Genomic DNA, 23,215 nt, shown 5'->3' with positions numbered 1-23,215 from the left:
TTGCAAGTTTTTAAGGCTCAACATTTTACACTAAGCTAAAACAATACAGTAGTTAAGATGAATAAAATTCAGGTTTTGATTATAAAAATGGATTTTTATTCAAAAATAATGAATTAAGCAGTCAATAGTAGCTGGATTTTTCGTTGTGCTGATCATTTCTAAGGTTATATTCAATGGCTCTAAAATAGCCTAAACAACTATAGTTTAGACCCCATTAAATCTAAAACCGATCAAAAAGAATAAATCTCTGACATAACAGTTTACTCGCTTCATTTTTCTCATATAGAAATAAATAAAAGGGGATTATGAAAGAGATCTAATTCAAAATAGTTTAATTTTTTTATGCACTCATAGTTATGGTTTCGCTACTTTAAAAATCATAACCGTTGAGGCCGCAGAAGCTGTTTTAATGCAAGTATAGATAAATGATTTGAGCTTTATTCTATGTTAGATAGCATTCTCAATTTCACATTCAAATTTTTTCTGAAATCACTCGGGTCAAGGTTTATGCAATTAATCTGGACTGATTCGCCCTGATACTTTGAAGTCTTTAGCTTTCACCCAACCTTCGGTATCGATACCATCCTTACCGATATACATGACATATAGCCATAGCTCATTTTCATTTTTAAATTCTTGATATGCAATCACTGAATCTTTCGGAATGATAAACACATTGTTGATTTTGCATTGTTCAGAAGGCGCAGTATGAAAATAGCTACGATAACTCTGAGGTCCTTTGACTGTATAGCTGTATTTAGTGCCATAGATTGCACCATTGTCATCGGCAATTTTGGCGAGACGGTCACAATTGGGGCTAGCATACAAGCTACCGCTAAATAGGCAGAAAGCTGTTAATAAAAGAGGTTTTTTCATTATCGTCTACACTTTATGTTTTGTCGTGAAAGTTAAGATTTTATTTTGTTTGAGTTTAATCTATGCATCGGTTTTTCTGTTAAAAACAGATCATTGATGATGGCGTATTTTTAAGCGCTTATCAAATCTTTGAGTGAATCTTCAAGTGACTCAACTTATATTTTTGAATCTGCATTATTTTTACTGTTTGGTTGATGTTGTACGAGATAAAACCAAAATACTCAAGTTTTTACATGAAAATCTAGAGCATCTGTCGCATAATATAAAAATATGATTGATGATGATTTTTATTTAGGAGAGCACATGACTGTAGATGTCACTGAAACCATTACTCAAACGATTCATCCCGCGTTTCAGCTGTTACGTCAGCATCATGTTGAGGCTTTAGACATCGATGTTTATGAATATAAACACAAAGTGACTGGTGCTGTACATTATCATTTAGCCAGTGAAAATGATGAAAATGTATTTTTAGTCGCGTTCCGTACCCAACCGATGGACTCAAAGGGCGCAGCCCATATTTTAGAACATACAGCGCTTTGTGGTTCAGAGCGTTTTCCTGTGCGTGATCCGTTCTTTTTAATGATTCGCCGTTCATTAAATACGTTTATGAACGCGTTCACTTCAGCAGACTGGACGGCATATCCATTTGCAACACAAAACAAAAAAGACTTTCAGAATTTGCTTGCAGTTTATTTGGACGCAGCATTTGCTGCAAACCTCAATCCTTTAGATTTTGCCCAAGAAGGGATTCGGGTCGAGCTAGATGAGCAAGGCAAGCCTGTATTTAAAGGTGTGGTCTTTAATGAAATGAAAGGCGCAATGAGTTCGCCTTCAGATCAGCTTTACCATCAACTGGCGCATCATTTATTTCCAACCACGACCTATCATTACAACTCTGGTGGTGATCCAAAAGATATTCCAGATTTGACCTATGGCGAACTGCTTGAATTTTATCAAACGCATTATCACCCAAGTAACGCCGTGTTTATGACCTTTGGTGATCAAACCGCATATGAGTTGCAAGAGCAGATCGAAACTCAGGTATTGCACAAATTCCAGGCAGGGCGAACTTTACACTCGACTCCAGAGCAGCGGTTGGCTGCACCGATTGAAGTCACTGAAACGTATGCGGTCGATGCTGAAGATCTCAAAGACAAAACGTATCATGTACTTGCGTGGTTATTACCCGAAGCCAGTGATATTAAACTGCGTTTAGGTATGCGTCTGGTTGAAGGGATTTTACTGGAAAATTCTGCATCGCCACTGCGTCATTATTTGGAAACATGTGGTTATGCTGATTCTACAGGTCCATTTATGGGTGTCGATGACAGCAACTTTGAAATGACCTTCTACTGTGCGCTACAGGGTTCAGATCCTGAACATGCTCAAACTTTTAAAGAAGGCGTATTAAAAGTACTGCAAGAAGTTGCCTCTAAACCTGTTGATTCCAAGATGGTTGATTCAATTTTACATCAGATTGAATTGCATCAGCGTGAAGTCGGTGGGGATGGTACGCCGTATGGTTTAAGTCTGATTTTAAATGGTTTAAGTAGTGCGATTCATCACAGTGATCCTATACATGTATGGGATGTTGATGCTGCTATGGAAGCTGTGAAAGAAGAGCTAAAAGACCCAATGTGGTTGTCTAACCTCATACAAACTTATTTGCTCGATAACACGCATCGTGTACAGCTTACTTTAGTGCCAGACGCCAATAAATCAGTGCAGGAACAGCAACAGGAACAGGCACGTTTAGACCAGATTGAAGCAGGTTTAACGGAAGCTGATCGTGTTGCGATTCTTGAAAATACACAAGCGCTAAAACAGCGTCAGGAAACACCAGATAACCTTGAACTGTTACCTAAAGTCGGTTTAGAAGACATTCCTGCGGAAATCCAGATTGTACAAGGTGAGCTGCGCGAAATTATTAGCAATAACCACGATATGCCATTGCATTTGTATCATGCAGGAACCAATGGTTTGTATTATCAACAAGTGATTGTTGAAATTCCAGACGCTGTAGTGCAATCGCCATATTTCAATTTACTGTCAATTTTAGTTGGCGAAGTTGGTGCTGGTGAGTATGACTACTTGGCACTTCAACATGTACAAACTGCTGTGAGTGGCGGTTTGGGCATGGGAGCATCGTTACGTAGTGGTTTGAACGATAAAAATCAGATCAGTGCATTTTTAACTTTAACTACGAAGTCTTTAGCAGATCGTTTTGATGCGATTAGCTTGTTGAAAATGACATTTGAAAAGCTACGTTTCGATGAAAAAGACCGCATTTTAGAATTGCTGCAACAACGTAAGACACGCTGGCAGTCACGTTTGTCTGGTTCAGGACACAGTTATGCCATGCAGATTGCTTCACGCCACATGAGTGCTTTGGCAGAACGTGATTATTTCAACACGGGTCTGGGTGCATTGAACTGGCTGGCAGAGCTGATTGAGAAAATTCAAAAAGATGAGCAGGCTTATACTGATTTTATTCAGGAATTAAAAAATATTCATCAGTTGTTATTGCAAGCACCAAAACAATTCTTGCTGGTTTGTGAAGACATGCACAGTCAAGTATTGGTAGAACGTGTACAGGATGTTTGGGATAAAGTTAAATTTTCTCGTGAGCCAATCGAATTAAGCACAGTATGTCGCGAGGATTCTAAGCAGGATCAGGCATGGCTCATTCAGACCAACGTACAATTCTGTTCGGCCGCCTATAAGGCTGTAGAAGTATCACACCCTGACGCTGCTGTATTTATGGTTTTGGCAGGTTATTTGCGCAATGGCTTCTTGCACAGTGCCATTCGTGAAAAGGGTGGTGCGTATGGTGGTGGAGCGAGCTACGATGGCAATGCATGTTCATTCCGATTCTATAGCTACCGCGACCCGCGTCTAACTGAAACTTTTCAGGATTTTGAAGCAAGCTTGAATTGGTTGATGACAGCACCGCAGTTACCGCATCAGCTTGAAGAGGCGATTTTGGGCTTGATTGCTGGTATGGATAAACCAGGTTCTCCAGCAGGTGAAGCAATTAGTGCATGTTATGCTTTGTTGCATAAACGTTCACCTGCATTTAGAACTCAGCTACGTGCACAAATATTGGCAGTCACATTAGATGATTTAAAACGTGTTGTAGAGCAGTATTTACTCAACCAGAAAGCAGTAAAAGCGGTTGTCGCGCCATTCACGAAGAGAGAACAACTGGAACAACTAGGTTTTGAGATTCAACAAGTCAATTAATCTGTTGGAGATTCAATGTATGCCGTTCAAAGCGATTGAACGTACTTATCAAGCACTGCGATTTATTCCAGTGCTTGGTGGCGGCTTATTGTGTTGTTCTATGAGCTTTGCTGAAGAAAAAGCATCAGAAAATTTCCATCCTACCAGTGGACAGGCCTGTGCAGGAATTATCGGTGATTCTGACCGCCTTGCCTGTTATGACAGTTATTTTAAGCCGAAGCAGTTACAAGATAATGCGCCTTTAAATGCTTTGACCGAGACAGTTACTCAACCAAGTCAATTCATGTCTGTGCCTGCTACAACCGTAGCGAAAAGCTCAGAAGAAGCCAGTTTAAAAGAAAAGCTAGCCCGCTCTTTGCACTATATTTATTCAAATGATGCGCGGCAACCTTTGAATACCCAAAACTCTTTGCTAGACAGCCGTTGGGAGTTGTCTGAAAAAAGTAAATTGGGTACATGGAATATTCGGGGGTATAAGCCGATTTATGCGTTACCAATTTTTTGGACAAGCAATCGTAATGTATACCCGAGCAGCCCAAATCCGCTGAATACTGTGACCGAGCGGCAAGATTTGAAATTTACAGAATCCAAATTCCAGTTGTCTCTAAAAACCAAAGCATGGGAAAACATCTTTGGTGATAATGGTGATTTATGGATTGGTTATACTCAGTCGTCACGTTGGCAAGTCTATAATGCAGAAAATTCACGCCCATTTCGTGAAACCAACTATGAACCTGAAGCCAGCTTGATTTTTCGCACCAATTATAATCTGATGGGGCTAGATGGCCGTTTGTTGGGTATAAGTTTTAACCATCAGTCCAATGGGCGAGCTGATCCATTTTCGCGTAGTTGGAATCGTGTCATGTTAAACCTTGGTTTTGAACGTGACAATTTTGCAATTATGATTCGTCCGTGGTATCGAATTCCTGAAAATACACGGGATGATAACAACCCTGATATTGAAAACTATATGGGGCGTGGTGATATTACGGCATTTTACCGCGTAAATGACAATGACTTTTCTTTAATGTTACGCCACTCTTTACGTACAGGCGATGCATCGCATGGTGCAGTACAGTTTGACTGGACATTCCCGATTAAAGGTAAATTACGTGGTCAAATTCAGTACTTTAGCGGTTATGGTGAAAGTTTGATTGACTATAACCATCGTGCCAATTATATCGGGGTGGGGGTTTCCTTGATGGATTGGTTCTAAATTCTTCCACTTTAAAAAACCATGCTAAGCATGGTTTTTATAAACAAATTTTAAATAGCCTAAGTAATTCAAGGTTTAAATTTACTCAAAACTAAAATTAAACCTTAAATTAATTTGAATCCCAGTCATAAAATAATTCAAATGGATTGTCTTCGATGCTGCAATTAAATAAGCCAAATAAACAACTAAATATGTTACGTAACCAATTTTCTATTGGTAATCGTTTTTGCGTATCACAGACATGACAGTAGATAAACAGTCAATCTAAAGATTTTTATTAAGTTTAAAATACATAAACCACAAAAATCAGTAGATAGGTAATGAAGCTATAGTCAAAGCTTTAGTTTAAATACAGATTATAAGCAATAAGTTTTCGCCAAAAATAAAAAACCGATGCATGAGGCATCGGTTTTTGTTTCAAACAACTTATTTTAAGAAGCGTTTATAGCCTAAGTTTTGGCTAATTTCTTCATACGGATAAGTAATCTTTTCTAATGTTTCAATCAGCACATCTGGTTGTTCATCTGCATCAGTCGCTTGTAAACCGACGAGTACACGACCTTCAGCCGCACCGTGGTTACGGTAGTGGAATAAGGTAATGTTATGGTTTGGCCCTAAACGCTCTAGGAAAGTAAGTAATGCGCCTGGGCGCTCAGGGAACTCGACACGGAACAGACGTTCATTGTTGATGCTGGCATGTCCGCCAATCAAATAACGAATGTGTAGTTTTGCAACTTCATCGTCAGATAAATCGTCCACATCGTAACTGGCTTTGAGCGATTCAAAAATTTCTTTACGTTCTGCCTGACCACCTTTTAAGCTAATGCCGACAAAGACTTGTGCTGAATGCTCATCATTACAACGGTAGTTAAATTCGGTAATGTTGCGACCTTGTAAGGCACGGCAGAAGTTCAGGAATGAACCTTTTTCTTCAGGAATAGTTACTGCATAAATTGCTTCGCGATGTTCACCAAGCTCTGTACGTTCTGCAATGTAGCGTAAACGGTCAAAGTTCATGTTGGCGCCACATACGATAGACACCATGTTTTTGCCCTGAATATTGGTTTCAGCCACAAATTTTTTGATCGCAGCAAGTGCCATGGCGCCCGATGGCTCGACAATACTGCGGGTTTCATCATAAGTGTCTTTGATTGCCGCACAGATTTCATCGGTGTTTACAGTAATGACTTCAGGCTCAATGATTTTTCCTGAACCATCTGATTTTTCCATACGCAAAATATCAAATGGCAATGCGCCAATTTGTGCAACAGCTGTACCGTCAGCAAATAAACCCACTTGTGGTAGAACCACACGTTCATTGGCTGCTAACGCTGCTTTTAAACAGGCTGATTCATCGTATTCAACGCCGACAACTTTGACATGAGGTGCAACTTCACCAAAGTAAGCCGCGATACCTGAAATCAGACCACCACCACCAACAGCAACAAAGATATAATCCACTTCGCGCCATTGACGGTGAATTTCGTTGGCAATTGTACCTTGACCCGCAATCACCAGTTCGTCGTCATACGGAGGAATAAAGGTGAGACCTTCTTCCTGAGCGCGTTGCTGTGCGTATTTGTTGGCTGCGTCAAAAGCATCACCATGTAAAACCACTTGACCGCCAAGGCGTTTTACCGCTTGAACTTTAATATCTGGTGTGGTTTGTGGCATGACAATAATTGCTGGAATACCGAGTTTTGCGCCAGACAATGCCACACCTTGTGCATGGTTGCCTGCCGAAGCCGTAATCACGCCACGTTCTAACTGTTCTTTAGGAAGTTGGCTGATACGGTTATAAGCACCACGCAGCTTGAAAGAAAAAACAGGTTGTAAATCTTCACGCTTCAGACGAATATTATTATTGAGTTTTTGACTAATTCGTGGTGCCGCTTCGAGAGGAGATTCAATTGCAACGTCATAGACTGTTGCTTGTAAAATTTGTCTTACCAAGCGAAACAACATGTTCATCTTCCATTTAACAGTTTAAAATAGATTTACATTGTAACAAACCGCTTGTCTTTTGGGCGGCTAAATTACGCTAAATCTTTCATCATTTGAGATATTGAGTTAAAACCATTATGAGTCTATATGCAACCCAAGATGCGAAAAAACAAGCTGCAGCACAAGCCGCATTGAAACATTTGCCTAAAGGCGGCATTTTAGGTGTTGGTACAGGCAGTACAGTTAACTTTTTAATTGACTTGTTACCAGAACTACAACTTGAAGCTGCTGTGGCAAGTTCAAAAGCAACTGCTGAGCGTTTAACAAAGCTAGGGATTGAAGTTGTTGATATGAATCAGGTGGGAAGTCTCGATGCCTACGTTGATGGTGCAGATGAAATTGACCGTCATTTGCATATGATCAAAGGTGGTGGCGCAGCGTTAACTCGTGAAAAAATCGTAGCATCAATTGCACGTAAATTTGTATGTATCGTTGATGACTCAAAATGGGTTGAACAACTAGGCCGTGAGTTCCCGCTTCCTGTAGAAGTGATTCCTATGGCGCGTTCAGCTGTTGCACGTAAACTGGTCGCTTTGGGTGGTGATCCTGTATTTCGTGTAGATGATCAGGAAAAAGCAGTCATTACAGACAATGGCAACGTGATTCTGGATGTTTATAACTTAAATATTCTAGATGCACTGGAACTTGAAAAAACCATCAATAACATTCCAGGTGTCGTGACCAATGGTATTTTTGCGCTAAACAAAGCTGATATTGCGATTGTTGCCACTAACAATGGCATTGAAGAGCGTATCGCAGTTTAATATGTCGCAGGTTGCACTACCTGAAATTAAAATTGTACGTCACGCAAGAGCAACTCAGTTGCGCTTGCGTGTCTACACGCATGAGATTCGCTTAACAGTTCCATTGCGCTGCAAACAAAAACAGGTTCAACAATTCTTAGAAGATTCACAGCTTTGGCTACAAGACACTTGGCAAAAAATCCAACAACAAAAAATTAGTGATTTTCCTGAATATTTAGATTTGTTTAACTTTCCTCAACTGGCAATTGTACCTCGCTTACAGCAACAAAACTTTGTCTTTGAGCCTGAAAATAACTGTGTTTATTTACATCAGCAACAGTCTGCTAAAGCTTTGAAGAGTTTTGTGATCGCCCATGCCAAAAATACGTTACCAGAATTTCTTGAAGATGTAAGCCAGCAGATCAGCTTGCCTTATCAGTCTTATCAGATACGTTTTGCCAAGTCGCGTTGGGGAAGTTGTAGTACTCAGCACAAAATTATGCTGAATGCCGCGCTGGTTTTATTGCCCAAAGAAATTATTCGCTATGTCTGTGTGCATGAGCTTGCGCATACACGCCATTTTAACCATAGTGCTGAATTTTGGCAGGAAGTTGCTCGACACGATGTCAATTTTCAGCAACATCGGCAGATATTGAAAAAATTTCAGTGGTCAAATTGGTGGCTTGGTTAAAGCGATTTTGATTCAAGGCTTGAAAAATCTATCCGGTTGATTATGAAATAGGTTTAGAAAAGCCAATCTTCCTGTCATACTAGACCTATTTTTTTAAAGTACAGCATGAGGTAACACAAAGTGATTTCAGTGGGTATTGTGGGTGGCACGGGTTATACAGGTGTTGAACTTTTGCGTATTTTACTTCGACATACGCAAGCTCAAGTGCAAGTTCTCACTTCACGGACTGAAGCTGGTAAACGTGTTGCCGATATGTTTCCGAATTTACGCGGGCATACCGATCTAGAATTTTCTGATTTAGATATTAATGTGCTGAAACAGTGTGATGTGGTGTTTTTTGCGACACCGCATGGGGTTGCCATGCAACATGCTAAAGCACTGACTGAAGCAAACACCAAAGTGATTGATTTAGCGGCTGACTTCCGCTTACAAAACCTTGAACAGTTTGAAAAATGGTATGGCATGCAGCACGCTTGCCCTGAGTTGTTAAAAGATTCGGTCTATGGTTTGTCTGAATTAAATCGTGACAAAATCAAACAGGCCAGCGTGATTGGTAACCCAGGTTGTTATCCGACAACTGTACAACTGGGTTTGGCGCCTGTGTTAAAAGCAGCACAAGACCTCATTAAACCTGAAAGTATTATCATTGATGCTAAATCGGGTGTTTCAGGTGCTGGTCGTAAAGCCAGTCTTGGTATGATCTACTCAGAAAATGCCGATAACTTCAAGGCGTATGGGGTTGCAGGGCATCGCCATCATCCTGAAATTGTTGAAGCACTTGAAAATATTTCAGGTAAAACAGGCGTATTTGAGCACATTATTTTTGTTCCGCACTTAGTGTCAATGATTCGTGGCATGTTAAGCACCATTTATGTGGACTTGACTGAAGCAGGTGCTCAGACCGATTTACAAGCCTTGTACGAGCAGTTTTATGCCAATGAGCCATTTGTCGATGTGATGCCAGCGGGTAGTTCACCAGAAACTCGTAGTGTACGTGGTGCAAACCAGTTGCGTATTGCTTTACATAAACCTCATCCAAACAAGCTGATCGTGCTGTCTGCACAAGATAATCTGGTGAAAGGTGCAGCAGGGCAAGCCGTGCAAAATATGAACATCATGTTCGGTTTTGCAGAAGATGAAGGCTTGGCAGGTATTGGTTTATTACCATAATTTTTTGAAGCAAAAAAGAAGTGCCATTATTGTGATGGCACAGTAAAAAATTGAGCATTCGAGATGACAGATCAAACTACAGAATCGAATAATCCTTTAGATTCATACTCTGAGCCAAAAACTCCCTTTTTACAATCCAATAAATTTTTGATATTGGCTGGTATTGTGCTGCTATGTGGCGGAACAATACTGGGGTATTCTGTAGGGCATCGACAAGGTTTGTCAGTGGTTGGTTACGATGTTGACGCTCAGGAGTTAGTCGGGATTGTACAAAAGCAAAAAGATAACCTGAGTAATCTCAATAAAAGTTATAACATGGCGGTTCAGGAACGTGATATCGCTGTGAGCAATACCAATGACTTGACGGCAGTTTTGAAAAAGACCAGAGATGATTTATCGATTGCACAATCACAAAGTAAAATTTATCGCGATGTTTTACGTCAGCGTGGCGGTTTAAGTTTAAGCATTCAAAATTTAAGTGTTAAGCCATTACCTGAAAATGCCTATGAATATCAGCTTGATTTGGCACAAGTCAGTCCAAATAACAGCCGTGCAGTTGGCTCAGTTGAAATTCGTCTGATTCGTGGTACTGAAGTGTTGACTGTACCTATGGAAGATAGCCAATTCAACTTTATGGACTTTGAGCGGCTTACAGGGCGTTGGACGATGCCAAAAGACTTTGTGCCACAATATATTGAAATTCATTTAAATGGTGCTGTGTCGGAAGTCAAACGCTTTAGCTGGTTACGCGGAGAAGAAGTGAAAAATTCATCAGCTTTCGTTTCCGAAGTCCCACAAGCCGAAGCTCGAGCAGAATAACCATGAAATTAGATATTACAGCAAATATGAAACGAAAAATTTGTTTAAATGATGTCAAAATGACCTTTCAGCAATCAGGATATGTCGATTGGCATTTCAACCCGTCTTTGCATGATCAGTCTGAAGAACACCCTGATTCTGACCTCGCTGTTAAAACGGCTCCGCCCGAACTAAAGCGTCCTCCATTGTATGCTGTGGTGTTGTTGAATGATGATTACACACCTATGGACTTTGTTATTGAAATTTTACAAGAATTCTTTGCAATGAATCTTGACCAAGCCACTCAAGTAATGCTAACTGTACATTATGAGGGGAAAGGTGTCGCTGGCACCTATCCTCGAGATATTGCTGAGACAAAAGCAAATCAGGTAAATAATTACGCTCGGTCACAAGGTCATCCATTACTTTGCCAGATTGAGCCAAAATCATAATAAGGGGGTCAACATGCTCAGTCGCCAATTAGAAGTATCATTGCGTTTAGCTGTAAGCATGGCTCGGCAAAAGAGACATGAGTTTTTGACGGTTGAACATTTACTCCTTGCATTGCTCGACAATGATTCTGCGGTCAATGCCTTAAAAGCATGTGGTGCAGATGTTGTTACGTTGCGCAAAGAGTTAGAAGAATATGTTGAGCAACATACGCCAAAACTTGGCGAAAATAGCGAGCAGGCACCACATCCGACTGAAAGTTTTGATCGCATTTTGCAACGTGCGATTTTCCATGTGCAATCTAGCGGCGGAGACCGTACTGTAGAAGGTGCAGATGTCCTTGTTGCCATGTATTCTGAACGAGATACTTTTGCTGTTTATTTATTAAAACGCCATCAAATTAATCGTTTAACTTTGACTCAATATCTTTCTCATGGTTCACGTAAAGAAGAAATTCAGGTTGAAGAAGAATCTGATGATCTTGAAGGTGAAACCACCAACACGGCAGCAGGTCCACTAGAACAATACACAACCAATTTAAATGTTGAAGCTGCCAAAGGTAAAACTGACCCGCTCATTGGTCGTGAAAAAGAAATTGAACGTACTGCACAGATTCTTTGCCGCCGCCGCAAAAACAACCCGCTTCTTGTGGGTGATCCAGGCGTAGGTAAAACCTCAATTGCCGAAGGCTTGGCTTGGTTGATTGTGAATGGAAAAGCACCACAACCACTGAGTAAAGCTGAAGTTTATAGTCTAGATATTGGTGCATTGGTTGCAGGAACCAAGTATCGTGGTGATTTTGAAAAACGCTTGAAACAATTATTGAATGCGTTGAAAAAAAATCCAAATGCAATTTTATTTATTGATGAAATTCATATGATTATTGGTGCTGGCTCAAGCATGGGCAGCACGATGGATGCATCAAACTTGATTAAGCCTGCATTAGCAAATGGTACATTGCGCTGCATTGGTTCAACCACATTCCAAGAATACCGTCAGGTATTTGAAAAAGATCATGCTTTGTCACGTCGTTTTCAAAAAGTGGATGTCAATGAACCAAGCATTTCAGAAACCATCGATATTCTTCGTGGATTGAAAAGCAAATTCGAAGAATTCCATCATGTGGAATATGATGATAAAGCGCTTGTTTCAGCCGTTGAACTTGCAGCGAAATTCATTACAGACCGTTTCTTGCCAGATAAAGCCATTGATGTCATCGATGAGGCAGGGGCACAGCGCCGCTTAAAACCAAAAGAAGATAACAATCTGATTACGGTTGAAAACATTGAAGATGTTGTTGCTAAAATTGCCCGTATTCCACCAAAAACAGTATCGAAAGACGATAAAACCGTTCTGGAAAATCTTGAACGTGATTTGAAACGTGTGGTTTTTGGTCAAGATGAAGCAATTACAGCTTTGGCTTCTGCGATTAAACTATCGCGTGCTGGTTTGAAATCACCAGATAAACCTGTGGGTAGTTTTGTATTTGCAGGTCCAACAGGGGTGGGTAAAACCGAAGTCACCAAACAATTGGCAAAAATCTTAGGTGTAGAGCTAGTACGTTTTGATATGTCTGAGTACATGGAGCGTCATGCAGTCTCTCGTTTAATTGGCGCGCCTCCTGGTTATGTCGGTTTTGATCAAGGCGGATTGCTCACAGACGCAATTCATAAAAATCCGCACTGCGTGTTGCTGCTTGATGAAATTGAGAAAGCACATCCTGACGTTTATAACTTGTTGTTGCAAATTATGGATCATGGTTCATTAACCGATAATAATGGTCGTAGATCTGATTTCCGTAATGTTATTTTAGTTCTTACTACCAATATTGGTGCAGAGAGTATCTCACGAAGCAGCATTGGTTTTACTGAACAAGACAACAGCAATGACAATCAGGAAGCAATGAAACGAGCATTCTCACCTGAGTTCCGTAACCGTTTAGACAGTGTGATTCAATTTAAAGCCTTGCCACCAGTGGTAATCGAATCTGTGGTTGATAAATTCTTAACTGAATTGCAAGCACAGCTTGATGATAAAAGAGTGGTGCTTGAAGTGGATCAAAGCGCACGTGATTGGTTGGCAGTTAATGGCTATGATCGCCTCATGGGGGCTCGCCCAATGCAGCGTCTTATCCAGGAACACTTGAAAAAACCATTGGCTGAAATGATCCTGTTTGGAGAGTTAGCAGAATATGGCGGCAATGTTGCTGTGACTGTTAAAAAAGAGAATGGGAAGGATGTTGGTCTACAACTTATTGTATTTGAAGATCAAACTGCTGAACCTGCATAATTATTTATGAATGAAATTTTACCTATAACCCAAATACTTCGTGTATTTGGGTTATTTCTTATTACAGCAATTGCTGAACTACTTGGGTGTTATTTCCCTTATTTAATTTTGAATCAGGGGAGGAGTGTATGGCTCTGGCTGCCAACGGCAATCAGCCTGATGTTATTTGTTTGGTTACTGACATTGCATCCTGCCGCTTCAGGTAAAATTTATGCAGCATATGGTGGGGTTTATATTTTTACGGCCTTGCTCTGGCTACGCTTTGTTGATCAAGTGGCCTTAACCCGTTGGGATGTTTTGGGTGGGATCATTGTACTTGTCGGTGCTGCAATCATCATATTACAGCCACAAGGTTTATTACGTTAATCATTAAAATAGCCTAAGTAGAGTAATAAAAAAATAAAACGGGTAATTTTAAATATTTCAGCTAAAAAATTATAAATATGCATCCAATGTTTTTATAAATCTGCTTTATATCTCAATATAAAAAAGAACATAAACAATTATGGAAAAAGTCTATTTATTATGAAAACTCATTTATATCATCTAGCTAACAACTTAATGGAGCAGCACAAAAGCTCTTATAAGAATACCTCTGTGCTACAATCTTTTAAAATTTAGTAATCATAATAGCCTAAGCAAATTAAAAATTCTTAAAATCAATATAATCATCATAGAGAAATCCTTCATAATCATAGATACGCCGAATTGTTTCAAATAAAGTATAAATATAATTACTATCTTCCATATTACGAATAGCCAAAAATATAGGGCTTAAAGCATTTGGATCAATTAATGGTAAGTAATTCAATTGAGCTAACTGAATACTATTTGTACTCTCAGGCACAATACAAACGCCTTCACCTGCAGCCACTAACCCTAAAGCCAGTTGAATTTCACGAGCTTCTGTTAATTTTTGCGGCTCTAAACCATGCTCTGAAAAAATAGAGAGCACATGTGTTGAAAAATTTGGTTTGGCAGTAGACGGGTAAAGTAAAATATTTTCATCCACTAAATCCGCTAAATGAACCCCTTTATCTTTATGTTGATTGAGTGGATGACTGGCGTGTACTGCGACAGTCAGTTTTTCATTGCGTAATAAAACACGTTTAATTGCAGGATCACTAATTTTAAGGCGCCCAAATCCAACATCGATTCGCCCATCTTTTAATGCCTCAATTTGTGTTTGCGTACCCATTTCAATCAGCTCGATTTTTAACTCAGGATGCTTTTGTCGATATAAATAAATAATTCTAGGTAATAAACCAAATAATAATGAGCTGACAAAACCAATACGAATGGTGGTCTGTACAGCATTAATGCGCTGAGTCATTGATACCATTTGTTCTGCATTCGACAAAAGTTTAATGGCATGCTGATAAAAGAATTGCCCTGCGGGTGTTGTTTTTAAAGGGCGGCTTCCCCGTTCAAATAACTGAATTCCAAGCTCTTGCTCTAAATTCTGAATTTGCCGACTAAGGGGAGGTTGAGCAATGAACAATCGTTCAGCTGCTTTTGTGAAGCTTTGCTCCTCTACCACCGCCACAAAATAGCGCAGATGACGTAATTCCATACCCTTACTCCATACCTAAAAGATATATAAAAATGCAAAAACAGTCTTTCACATAAATTAATCATTCATTTAAAGTATACACAAGCAAGAATGTTTTGGACACTAAAGACCATGTATAAATCCATTGAAACAATTCTGATTGATATACCAACAATTCGTGCACATAAACTCTCTGTTGCAACGATGAGTACACAAACATTGGTATTGGTAAAAATTACAACAGACGATGGTTTTATTGGCTGGGGTGAGGCAACCACTATTGGCGGTTTGAATTATGGTGAAGAAAGCCCAGAAAGTGTAAAAACAAATGTTGAAACTTATTTCGCACCTTTATTGAAATCAGTTAAAGGTTTGAATATTGCTCAAACATTAAAAATGATTCGTAAGAGCATTAATGGTAACCGTTTTGCGAAATGTGCAATTCAAACGGCTTTGCTTGATATTCAGGGTAAACGCTTAGGTGTTCCAGTCAGCGAATTACTTGGTGGTCGTTTACGTGATGCCTTACCTGTGCTTTGGACTTTAGCTTCTGGCGATACTGCGAAAGATATTGCTGAAGCGCAGCAACTCATTGAGATTAAACGTCACAATGCATTCAAGCTAAAAATTGGTGCCAACAAATTACAACAAGATGTTGATCACGTTATTGCAATTAAAAAAGCGCTTGGTGATGACATTAGTGTTCGTGTAGACGTCAATCGTGCCTGGTCTGAAATTGAATGCATTAAAGGAATTCAACAGTTACAAGATGGCGGCATTGATTTAATCGAACAACCTTGTGCAATTGAAAATACAAATGCTCTTGCTCGTTTAACCCAGCGTTTTGATGTCGCGATTATGGCAGATGAAGCATTAACTGGACCAGATAGTGCATACCGTCTTGCTAAACAGCATGGTGCAGATGTTTTTGCTGTCAAGATTAATCAGTCTGCGGGTCTGATCGAAGCATGTGAAGTTGCCAAAATTGCCAAGCTTGCAGGTATTGATCTGTATGGCGGTACGATGCTGGAAGGTCCTATTGGCACAATTGCTTCAGCACATGCTTTTTCAACATTTGAATCGCTTGCCTATGGCACTGAGTTATTTGGGCCATTGCTACTGACTCAGGACATTCTCAAAACTCCACTCCAATATGAAAACTTTGAGCTTAAGATTCCAACAGGTTCTGGGCTTGGGATTGAAGTGGATGAAGATAAAATTGATCAATTACGTCGTAAGTAAGGTTTAAAAGGAGTCGCGCATATGCTTTTTCAGGTACGCATGGATGTCAATATTCCATTAGATATGCCAGTAGAGAAAGCAGCTGAAATCAAAGCTGTTGAAAAAGCCTACTCACAGGAATTGCAACGTCAAGGTAAATGGCGCCATATTTGGCGTATTACAGGGCAGTATTCCAACATCAGTATTTTTGATGTTGAGAGCAATGAAGAATTGCACCAGATTTTACAAGGGTTGCCATTGTACCCATACATGAATGTTGAAGTGATGGCACTTAATCGTCACCCGTCATCTATTCGTGAAGATGATCGCTAGTCGATACAGGCACGGACAGAATTTAGTTTTTAAACAAGGATGTGGTTAGCAACATTTGCCAGCTTTTAGGAATAGCTTGCCACAATTAGCCAGTATTCATATTCAAGGAGAATTTATATGGATCGCCAAACAATTGAAAATATAGTTAAAACATGTAACGTGGACACTTCTGAAGGTCCAGTAAATCCACGTGTACAGCAAGTTCTTGTACGTTTGGTTACGGATTTGTTCCAAGCAATCGAAGATCTTGACCTCAGCCAGTCTGAAGTTTGGAAAGGTATCGAAACTATGATCGATATCGCTAAAGCTGATGAACTCGCACTTATGGGTTCTGCGGTAGGTCTTGAACACTTCCTTGACCTTCGTGCCGATGAAGCTGATGCTAAAGCTGGCTTGACAGGTGGTACACCACGTACGATTGAAGGTCCTTTATACGTTGCTGGTGCACCTGAATCTACTGGTTTTGCACGTATGGACGACGGTTCTGAAGAAGGTAAAATCGCAACTTTGATCATCGACGGTACAGTAACAGATACTGATGGTGACATCATTCCTGGTGCGAAAGTTGAAATGTGGCATGCAAACAGCCATGGTAACTACTCGTTCTTCGACAAGTCACAGTCTCACTTCAACTTGCGTCGTACAATCTTATCTGATGCAAACGGTAACTACACTGCGCAAACAACTATGCCAGTAGGTTATGGCTTGAACCCTGAAGGCCCACTACAAGGTGTGTTGAACCAGATTTCTCGTCACGGTCAACGTCCTGCACACGTGCATTATTTCATCTCTGCACCAGGTCACCGTAAATTGACGACTCAGTTCAACATCGAAGGTGACAAATACCTTTGGGACGACTTTGCATTCGGTACTCGTGAAGGCCTAGTTGCAACTGCTGTTGATGTAACTGACGAAGCTGAAATTGCACGTCGCGGTTTGAAAGGTCCTTTCAAACACATCCAGTTCAATGTTGTGCTGCAAAAAGACAAAACTGGCGCTCCTTCTACTGAAGTTGAACGTCGTCGCGCAAGCGCTTAACTCACCATATCTTAAGGAACCAAAACGCTTAATTTTTTACACTCAAGCGTTTTGGTGACTTCCTAACTTTTGGAAAGTCGGAGAACGGACATGCCACGTATTCCTGTAATCAATACCAGTCACTTAGATCGTATCGATGAATTACTTGTTGAAAATTATGAAACAGGTGAATTTAAACTCCATCGTTCTGTTTTCACCGATCAGGACATTTTTGACCTTGAAATGAAATATATTTTTGAGGGTAACTGGGTATACTTGGCACACGAAAGCCAAATTCCGAATAATAACGATTTCTACACTACTTATATCGGACGTCAGCCGATCATTATTGCACGTAACCGTAATGGTGAACTTAATGCAATGATTAACACTTGTTCGCACCGTGGTGCACAGCTTTGCCGTAATAAACGTGGTAATAAAGCCACTTATACCTGCCCATTTCATGGATGGACATTCAATAACTCAGGAAAATTGCTTAAGGTTAAAGACCCAAGCGATGCGGGTTATTCAGACTGCTTTAATCAAGATGGCTCACATGACTTGAAAAAAGTTGCTCGTTTTGAAAGCTATAAAGGCTTTTTGTTTGGTAGCTTAAACCCTGATGTTCCTTCTCTTGAAGAATACTTGGGTGAAGCAACTAAAATCATTGACATGATCGTCGGTCAATCTGAAGACGGTCTTGAAGTTCTTCGTGGTGCGTCTACGTATACTTATGAAGGTAACTGGAAACTCACGGCTGAAAACGGTGCCGATGGTTACCACGTGTCTGCTGTACACTGGAACTATGCTGCAACTACGCAGCAACGTAAAGAAAAACAAGGTGGCGATAACATTCGTGCTATGAGCGCTGGTGCCTGGGGTAAACAAGGTGGTGGCTCTTACGGTTTTGAAAATGGCCACATGTTGCTTTGGACACAATGGGCAAACCCTGAAGACCGTCCAAACTTCCCGAAAAAAGACGAATACACTGAGCGTTATGGCGCTGCAATGGCAAAATGGATGATCGAGCGTTCTCGTAACCTTTGCTTGTATCCAAACGTTTACTTCATGGATCAGTTCGGTTCACAAATCCGTGTTCTTCGCCCATTGTCTGTAGATAAAACTGAAGTCACCATTTACTGTATCGCGCCTAAGGGTGAAGCACCTGAAGCACGTGCACGCCGCATTCGCCAGTACGAAGACTTCTTTAATGCGTCAGGCATGGCAACTCCAGATGACTTGGAAGAATTCCGTGCATGCCAAGCAGGTTATGCAGGAATCGCCCTTGAATGGAACGACATGAGCCGTGGTGCAAAACACTGGGTTCAAGGACCAGATGATGCTGCGAATGAAATTGGTCTAAAACCAAAACTTTCTGGTATCAAAACTGAAGATGAAGGTTTGTACCTTGCTCAACATGAATACTGGTTAAAACTCATGAAAAAAGCAATTGCGACTGAAAAAGAAATGGCTGTAACTGAAGGAGAAAACGCATGAGCACGATTACGCTAGAAAATATTGCTCAGTTCCTCTATCGCGAAGCACGTTTTTTAGATGACGAACAATGGGATAACTGGTTGCAATGTTATGCACCAACTGCACAATTCTGGATGCCAGCTTGGGATGATGATGACAAGCTAACCCAAGACCCACAGTCTGAAATCTCATTGATTTTCTACCCAGATCGTCAAGGTTTAGAAGATCGTGTGTTCCGTATCAAAACAGAACGCTCATCTGCAACCATGCCAGATACGCGTACTAGCCACAACATTAGCAATATTGAAATTGTGGAACAAGATGGTGATTTAGTTACAGTTCGTTTTAACTGGAATACTTTAAGTTTCCGTTACAAAACTAGCTATAGCTATTTCGGTATGTCTCGTTATGTAATTGATTTTTCTGGTGATGAGCCAAAAATCGTCAACAAATATGTCGTGTTGAAAAACGATTACATTAATCAGGTTATCGATATTTACCATCTCTAAAGCTGTTCATACAGCAAGGAAAAACCTTTCAATCAAATGGAAAATTGGTTGAAAGGTCTAGTTTTAAAGCTTTATATAGGATATTCAGCCATGTCAAACCACAATGTTGCACTTCAATTTGAAGATGGCGTTACACGTTTTATCAGTGTTACAGATGGTGAAACACTATCTGATGCTGCTTACCGTCAAAAGATCAATATTCCGCTAGACTGCCGTGACGGTGCTTGCGGGACCTGCCGAGCGTTTTGTGAATCAGGTTCATATGACATGCCTGAAGACACTTATATTGAAGATGCATTAACGCCTGAAGAAGCCGCAGAAGGCTATATTCTGGCTTGTCAATGCCGCCCTACATCAGATGCAGTTTTCCAGATTCACGCAACTTCAGATGTATGTAAAACTGAAATTCATACATATCAAGGTACGTTAACTTCGGTTGAAAACCTGTCTGATTCTACGATTACCTTTGGCATTGAACTTGATGCAGCAGAACCAGACATCAACTTCCTTGCGGGTCAATATGTCAATGTTGGTATCCCTGGCACAACTGAAACTCGTTCTTATTCATTCAGTTCTAAACCAGGCGATCGTCAAACAGGTTTCGTTGTTCGTAACGTACCAAATGGCAAAATGAGTAGTTTCCTCAGCCAAACTGCAAAAGTAGGCGACAAAATGACTTTCACTGGTCCATTTGGTAGCTTCTATTTACGTAGCGTGACTCGTCCAGTTCTTATGCTGGCTGGCGGTACAGGGATTGCACCGTTCTTATCTATGCTTTCAGTACTGGAAGAAAAAGGTTCTGAACAACCTGTACGTCTTGTGTTTGGTGTAACCAATGACTTTGACTTGGTTGCAATCGAACGCTTGAATGAAATGCAAGCGAAATTCCCATGGTTTGAATACCGTACAGTCGTTGCTAACCCAGAATCTGCACATGAACGTAAAGGTTATGTGACTGGACATGTCGACAATGAATGGCTCAATCGCGGTGATGTTGATATCTACCTTTGTGGTCCAGTGCTAATGGTTGAAGCAGTGCGTGGCTGGTTAGATAAAGAAGGCGTGAAACCTGCTAACTTCTTGTTCGAGAAATTCTCTGCGAACTAAATTTTAACATGGTTCATTCATGCAAGATAAGGAAGTAAAGATGAGTCAACAACGTTTCAGCAATAAAGTGGTTATTGTCACAGGTGCGGCACAAGGTATTGGTCGTGGTGTAGCTCTACGCGTTGCCCGTGAAGGCGGAAAAGTTGTCATGGCAGATTTTTCCGAGTATGTCGAAGACGTCCTTAAAGAAGTCATTGATGCTGGCGGTGAAGCTATCACGGTACGTGCAGATCTGGAACAGTTCGAAGGTGCAGAGAAAGTTGTTGATGCTGCCTTGGAAAAATATGGCCGTGTGGATGTACTCCTCAATATCGTGGGTGGCGCAATCTGGATGAAACCTTTTCAGGAGTTCAAACCTGAAGAAGTAGAGAAGGAGATTCGCCGCTCACTATTTCCAACCCTGTGGTGCTGCCATGCCGTATTGCCGAGCATGATCGCTCAGCAGTCTGGTGCCATTGTAAACGTATCTTCTGTAGCAACGCGTGGTATTAACCGTATTCCTTACTCTGCTGCAAAGGGTGGTGTAAATGGTTTAACTGCATCTTTGGCATTTGAACATGCTGATGATGGGATTCGCGTGAATGCTGTGGCAACAGGTGGAACAGAAGCTCCGCCACGTAAAGTGCCGCGTAATAGCGCACCAATGTCTGAACAGGACAAAGCGTGGATGCAAGAAGTTGTAGATCAAACTGTGGATCGTACGTTCCTTAAACGCTACGGCACAATTGATGAACAAGTCAATGTGATTACTTTCCTTGCGTCTGATGAAGCTTCGTATATTACAGGTAGTGTTGTACCTGTCGGCGGTGGTGACCTCGGTTAAATTCAGAATGAATAATATCGTGAGCATGGAGGCATACGATGTCTAATCTGATCCAGTCCCTCAAACAAGATTGGTCAATTTCAGCCACCATTGCAGGTTTTCTGGCTGTATTGATTTCTTATTCTGGGCCATTGGTTATCTTTTTTCAGGCGGCTCAACAAGCGCAGATCGATTCACATATGCTCAGTTCATGGATTTGGGGCATTTCGATTGGCGCTGCCATTTCAGGAATTTACCTGTCAATTCGTTACAAAGTGCCTGTAATTACCGCATGGTCAGCACCAGGCACAGCGCTCTTGGTGACGTTATTTCCACATATTAGTTTAAATGAAGTCGTTGCTGCATATATAACCGCAGCAGTCGTCATGCTGCTGATTGGTGTCAGTGGTTCATTTGATCGTTTGTTGCGCTGGATTCCATCGGGTATTGCCGCAGGTATGATGGCAGGTATTTTATTTCAATTTGGTTTAGGTGTATTTCAAGCCACCAATCATATGCCGACCATCGTATTTACCATGCTCGTGGTGTATCTGTGTGCCAAACGTTACAACCCGCGTTATAGCATGTTATGGGTCTTGTGTACGGGCATTCTCCTTAGTCTATTTCTCGGGAAATTACATCCTGTGGCTTTGCAATTGTCACTGACTGTTCCCGAATGGATTAGCCCACACTGGACATGGGCATCGACGCTCAATTTTGCTTTACCTCTTATCTTGGTGAGTATTACAGGACAATTTTTACCAGGCATGGCGCTGTTTAAATTGCATGATTATGAGGTGTCTGGGCGTACCGTGATTGGCACGACCAGTCTGGCCTCATTACTCGTTGCATGTACGGGTGGCATTAGTATTGTTTTGGCATCAATTACTGCATCACTATGTATGAGTGAACATTGTCATGAACAGCCGCAGCGCCGCTATATTGCAGGTATTGCCAATGGGCTGTTCTATCTGCTTGGTGGATTGTTTGCCAGTAGTATTGTGTTGTTATTTAGCTTATTTCCCAAAGAGTTAATTGCAGCTTTAGCAGGTTTGGCATTGCTCAGTGCCATTACCAACAACTTAACCATTGCACTGCGTGACGAACAGCAACGTGAATCTGCCGTGATCACATTTTTAGCCAGTGTTTCAGGTATGCATTTTCTTGGTTTAAGTTCGGTGTTTTGGGGCATTTGTATCGGCATGCTTGCCCATTTCATTTTGAGCTTCAAAACAACGCATTCTTTAAAGTTCAAGCACAGTAAGGTTTGATTAGGAAATATTATGATTGACAAAAGTTCAGCTTCTATAACAGAAGTGCTGTCGCAAATTAAAGATGGTTCGACCATCATGATTGGTGGCTTTGGCACCGCAGGTCAGCCTGCCGAACTCATTGATGGCTTGCTGGATTTGGGCATCAAAGACCTGACCATTGTCAGCAACAATGCAGGTAATGGCGACTATGGTCTGGCGAAATTGCTCAAAGCAGGCGCTGTGAAAAAAGTCATCTGTTCTTTCCCACGCCAGTCTGACTCTTGGGTGTTCGATGAGCTATATCGTGCAGGCAAAATCGAGCTGGAACTGGTGCCTCAAGGCAACCTCGCTTGTCGTATTCAGGCTGCGGGTATGGGCTTGGGTGCAGTATTTACGCCTACAGGCTATGGCACGTTACTGGCTGAAGGTAAAGAAACCCGCCATATCGATGGCAAGGACTAT

General features: G+C 41.0%; 21 protein-coding genes. 18 read left to right on the top strand and 3 right to left on the bottom strand.

The genetic code is table 11. The annotated features are described in order from the left end of the window. Positions 1-513: 513 nt before the first annotated feature. Positions 514-876, bottom strand: a complete 363-nt coding sequence (locus tag ACX1N5_RS13005) for a hypothetical protein (protein WP_458802587.1) — start codon at positions 874-876, stop codon at positions 514-516. Positions 877-1,179: 303 nt separating this feature from the next. Here ACX1N5_RS13005 and ACX1N5_RS13000 point away from each other — a divergent pair, with 303 nt between their 5' ends. Then, complete coding sequence (locus ACX1N5_RS13000; protein ID WP_458802586.1) at positions 1,180-4,122, top strand: insulinase family protein; 2,943 nt, start codon at positions 1,180-1,182, stop codon at positions 4,120-4,122. A gap of 19 nt (positions 4,123-4,141) precedes the next feature. Then, entirely contained in the window at positions 4,142-5,338 is a 1,197-nt protein-coding gene (locus ACX1N5_RS12995) for a phospholipase A (RefSeq protein WP_458802584.1), read from the top strand. A gap of 426 nt (positions 5,339-5,764) precedes the next feature. Here ACX1N5_RS12995 and ilvA read toward each other — a convergent pair whose 3' ends face one another. Further along, the gene (ilvA, locus tag ACX1N5_RS12990; protein ID WP_171458748.1) at positions 5,765-7,309 is read right to left on the bottom strand and encodes a threonine ammonia-lyase, biosynthetic; all 1,545 of its coding nucleotides are present in this window, start codon (positions 7,307-7,309) and stop codon (positions 5,765-5,767) included. A gap of 110 nt (positions 7,310-7,419) precedes the next feature. Between ilvA and rpiA the strand changes: the two genes are divergently transcribed. The 7 genes from rpiA (at position 7,420) to ACX1N5_RS12955 (ending at position 13,849) form a co-directional block, all read left to right on the top strand. Continuing rightward, a complete protein-coding gene (gene rpiA / locus ACX1N5_RS12985) occupies positions 7,420-8,106 on the top strand; it encodes a ribose-5-phosphate isomerase RpiA (protein WP_458802582.1) in 687 nt (228 codons plus the stop codon). Position 8,107: 1 nt separating this feature from the next. Continuing rightward, positions 8,108-8,776, top strand: a complete 669-nt coding sequence (locus tag ACX1N5_RS12980) for a M48 family metallopeptidase (protein WP_458802580.1) — start codon at positions 8,108-8,110, stop codon at positions 8,774-8,776. A gap of 120 nt (positions 8,777-8,896) precedes the next feature. After that, entirely contained in the window at positions 8,897-9,946 is a 1,050-nt protein-coding gene (gene argC, locus ACX1N5_RS12975; RefSeq protein ID WP_458802578.1) for an N-acetyl-gamma-glutamyl-phosphate reductase, read from the top strand. Between the two features lie 63 nt (positions 9,947-10,009). Continuing rightward, positions 10,010-10,765 (top strand): DUF6776 family protein, encoded by a 756-nt coding sequence (locus ACX1N5_RS12970; RefSeq protein ID WP_458802576.1) that lies wholly within the window; start codon positions 10,010-10,012, stop codon positions 10,763-10,765. A gap of 26 nt (positions 10,766-10,791) precedes the next feature. After that, positions 10,792-11,196, top strand: a complete 405-nt coding sequence (gene clpS, locus ACX1N5_RS12965) for an ATP-dependent Clp protease adapter ClpS (protein WP_155757307.1) — start codon at positions 10,792-10,794, stop codon at positions 11,194-11,196. 13 nt (positions 11,197-11,209) lie between these two features. Then, positions 11,210-13,483, top strand: a complete 2,274-nt coding sequence (clpA, locus tag ACX1N5_RS12960; protein ID WP_458802574.1) for an ATP-dependent Clp protease ATP-binding subunit ClpA — start codon at positions 11,210-11,212, stop codon at positions 13,481-13,483. A 6-nt stretch (positions 13,484-13,489) separates the two neighbouring features. Continuing rightward, entirely contained in the window at positions 13,490-13,849 is a 360-nt protein-coding gene (locus tag ACX1N5_RS12955; protein WP_458802572.1) for a YnfA family protein, read from the top strand. A gap of 277 nt (positions 13,850-14,126) precedes the next feature. On the opposite strand, the gene ACX1N5_RS12950 is transcribed toward ACX1N5_RS12955, so the two are convergent. Continuing rightward, positions 14,127-15,056, bottom strand: a complete 930-nt coding sequence (locus ACX1N5_RS12950; RefSeq protein ID WP_458802570.1) for a LysR substrate-binding domain-containing protein — start codon at positions 15,054-15,056, stop codon at positions 14,127-14,129. 111 nt (positions 15,057-15,167) lie between these two features. Here ACX1N5_RS12950 and ACX1N5_RS12945 point away from each other — a divergent pair, with 111 nt between their 5' ends. The 9 genes from ACX1N5_RS12945 to ACX1N5_RS12905 form a co-directional block, all read left to right on the top strand. Beyond that, positions 15,168-16,277, top strand: a complete 1,110-nt coding sequence (locus ACX1N5_RS12945; RefSeq protein WP_458802568.1) for a muconate/chloromuconate family cycloisomerase — start codon at positions 15,168-15,170, stop codon at positions 16,275-16,277. A 21-nt stretch (positions 16,278-16,298) separates the two neighbouring features. Continuing rightward, positions 16,299-16,589, top strand: coding sequence for a muconolactone Delta-isomerase (gene catC / locus ACX1N5_RS12940; RefSeq protein WP_004752227.1), 291 nt, complete (start codon positions 16,299-16,301; stop codon positions 16,587-16,589). A gap of 117 nt (positions 16,590-16,706) precedes the next feature. Continuing rightward, on the top strand, positions 16,707-17,627 hold the full coding sequence (gene catA, locus ACX1N5_RS12935; RefSeq protein ID WP_131389777.1) for a catechol 1,2-dioxygenase: 921 nt from the start codon (positions 16,707-16,709) through the stop codon (positions 17,625-17,627). A 90-nt stretch (positions 17,628-17,717) separates the two neighbouring features. Continuing rightward, the gene (gene benA / locus ACX1N5_RS12930; protein WP_458802566.1) at positions 17,718-19,103 is read left to right on the top strand and encodes a benzoate 1,2-dioxygenase large subunit; all 1,386 of its coding nucleotides are present in this window, start codon (positions 17,718-17,720) and stop codon (positions 19,101-19,103) included. Further along, a complete protein-coding gene (benB, locus tag ACX1N5_RS12925) occupies positions 19,100-19,591 on the top strand; it encodes a benzoate 1,2-dioxygenase small subunit (protein WP_131381613.1) in 492 nt (163 codons plus the stop codon). Before benA ends, benB begins: the two co-directional genes overlap by 4 nt. 90 nt (positions 19,592-19,681) lie before the next feature. Further along, the gene (gene benC / locus ACX1N5_RS12920; protein ID WP_458802563.1) at positions 19,682-20,698 is read left to right on the top strand and encodes a benzoate 1,2-dioxygenase electron transfer component BenC; all 1,017 of its coding nucleotides are present in this window, start codon (positions 19,682-19,684) and stop codon (positions 20,696-20,698) included. 40 nt (positions 20,699-20,738) lie between these two features. Further along, on the top strand, positions 20,739-21,521 hold the full coding sequence (locus ACX1N5_RS12915; RefSeq protein ID WP_458802561.1) for a 1,6-dihydroxycyclohexa-2,4-diene-1-carboxylate dehydrogenase: 783 nt from the start codon (positions 20,739-20,741) through the stop codon (positions 21,519-21,521). A 38-nt stretch (positions 21,522-21,559) separates the two neighbouring features. Then, a complete protein-coding gene (locus ACX1N5_RS12910; protein WP_116730355.1) occupies positions 21,560-22,771 on the top strand; it encodes a benzoate/H(+) symporter BenE family transporter in 1,212 nt (403 codons plus the stop codon). A 12-nt stretch (positions 22,772-22,783) separates the two neighbouring features. Beyond that, on the top strand, positions 22,784-23,215 hold a 432-nt coding region (locus tag ACX1N5_RS12905), incomplete at its 3' end, for a 3-oxoacid CoA-transferase subunit A (RefSeq protein ID WP_458802559.1).

It is taken from the genome of Acinetobacter sp. ANC 4636 (assembly GCF_054454555.1).
This window is presented reverse-complemented; position numbering and strand designations above follow the sequence as displayed.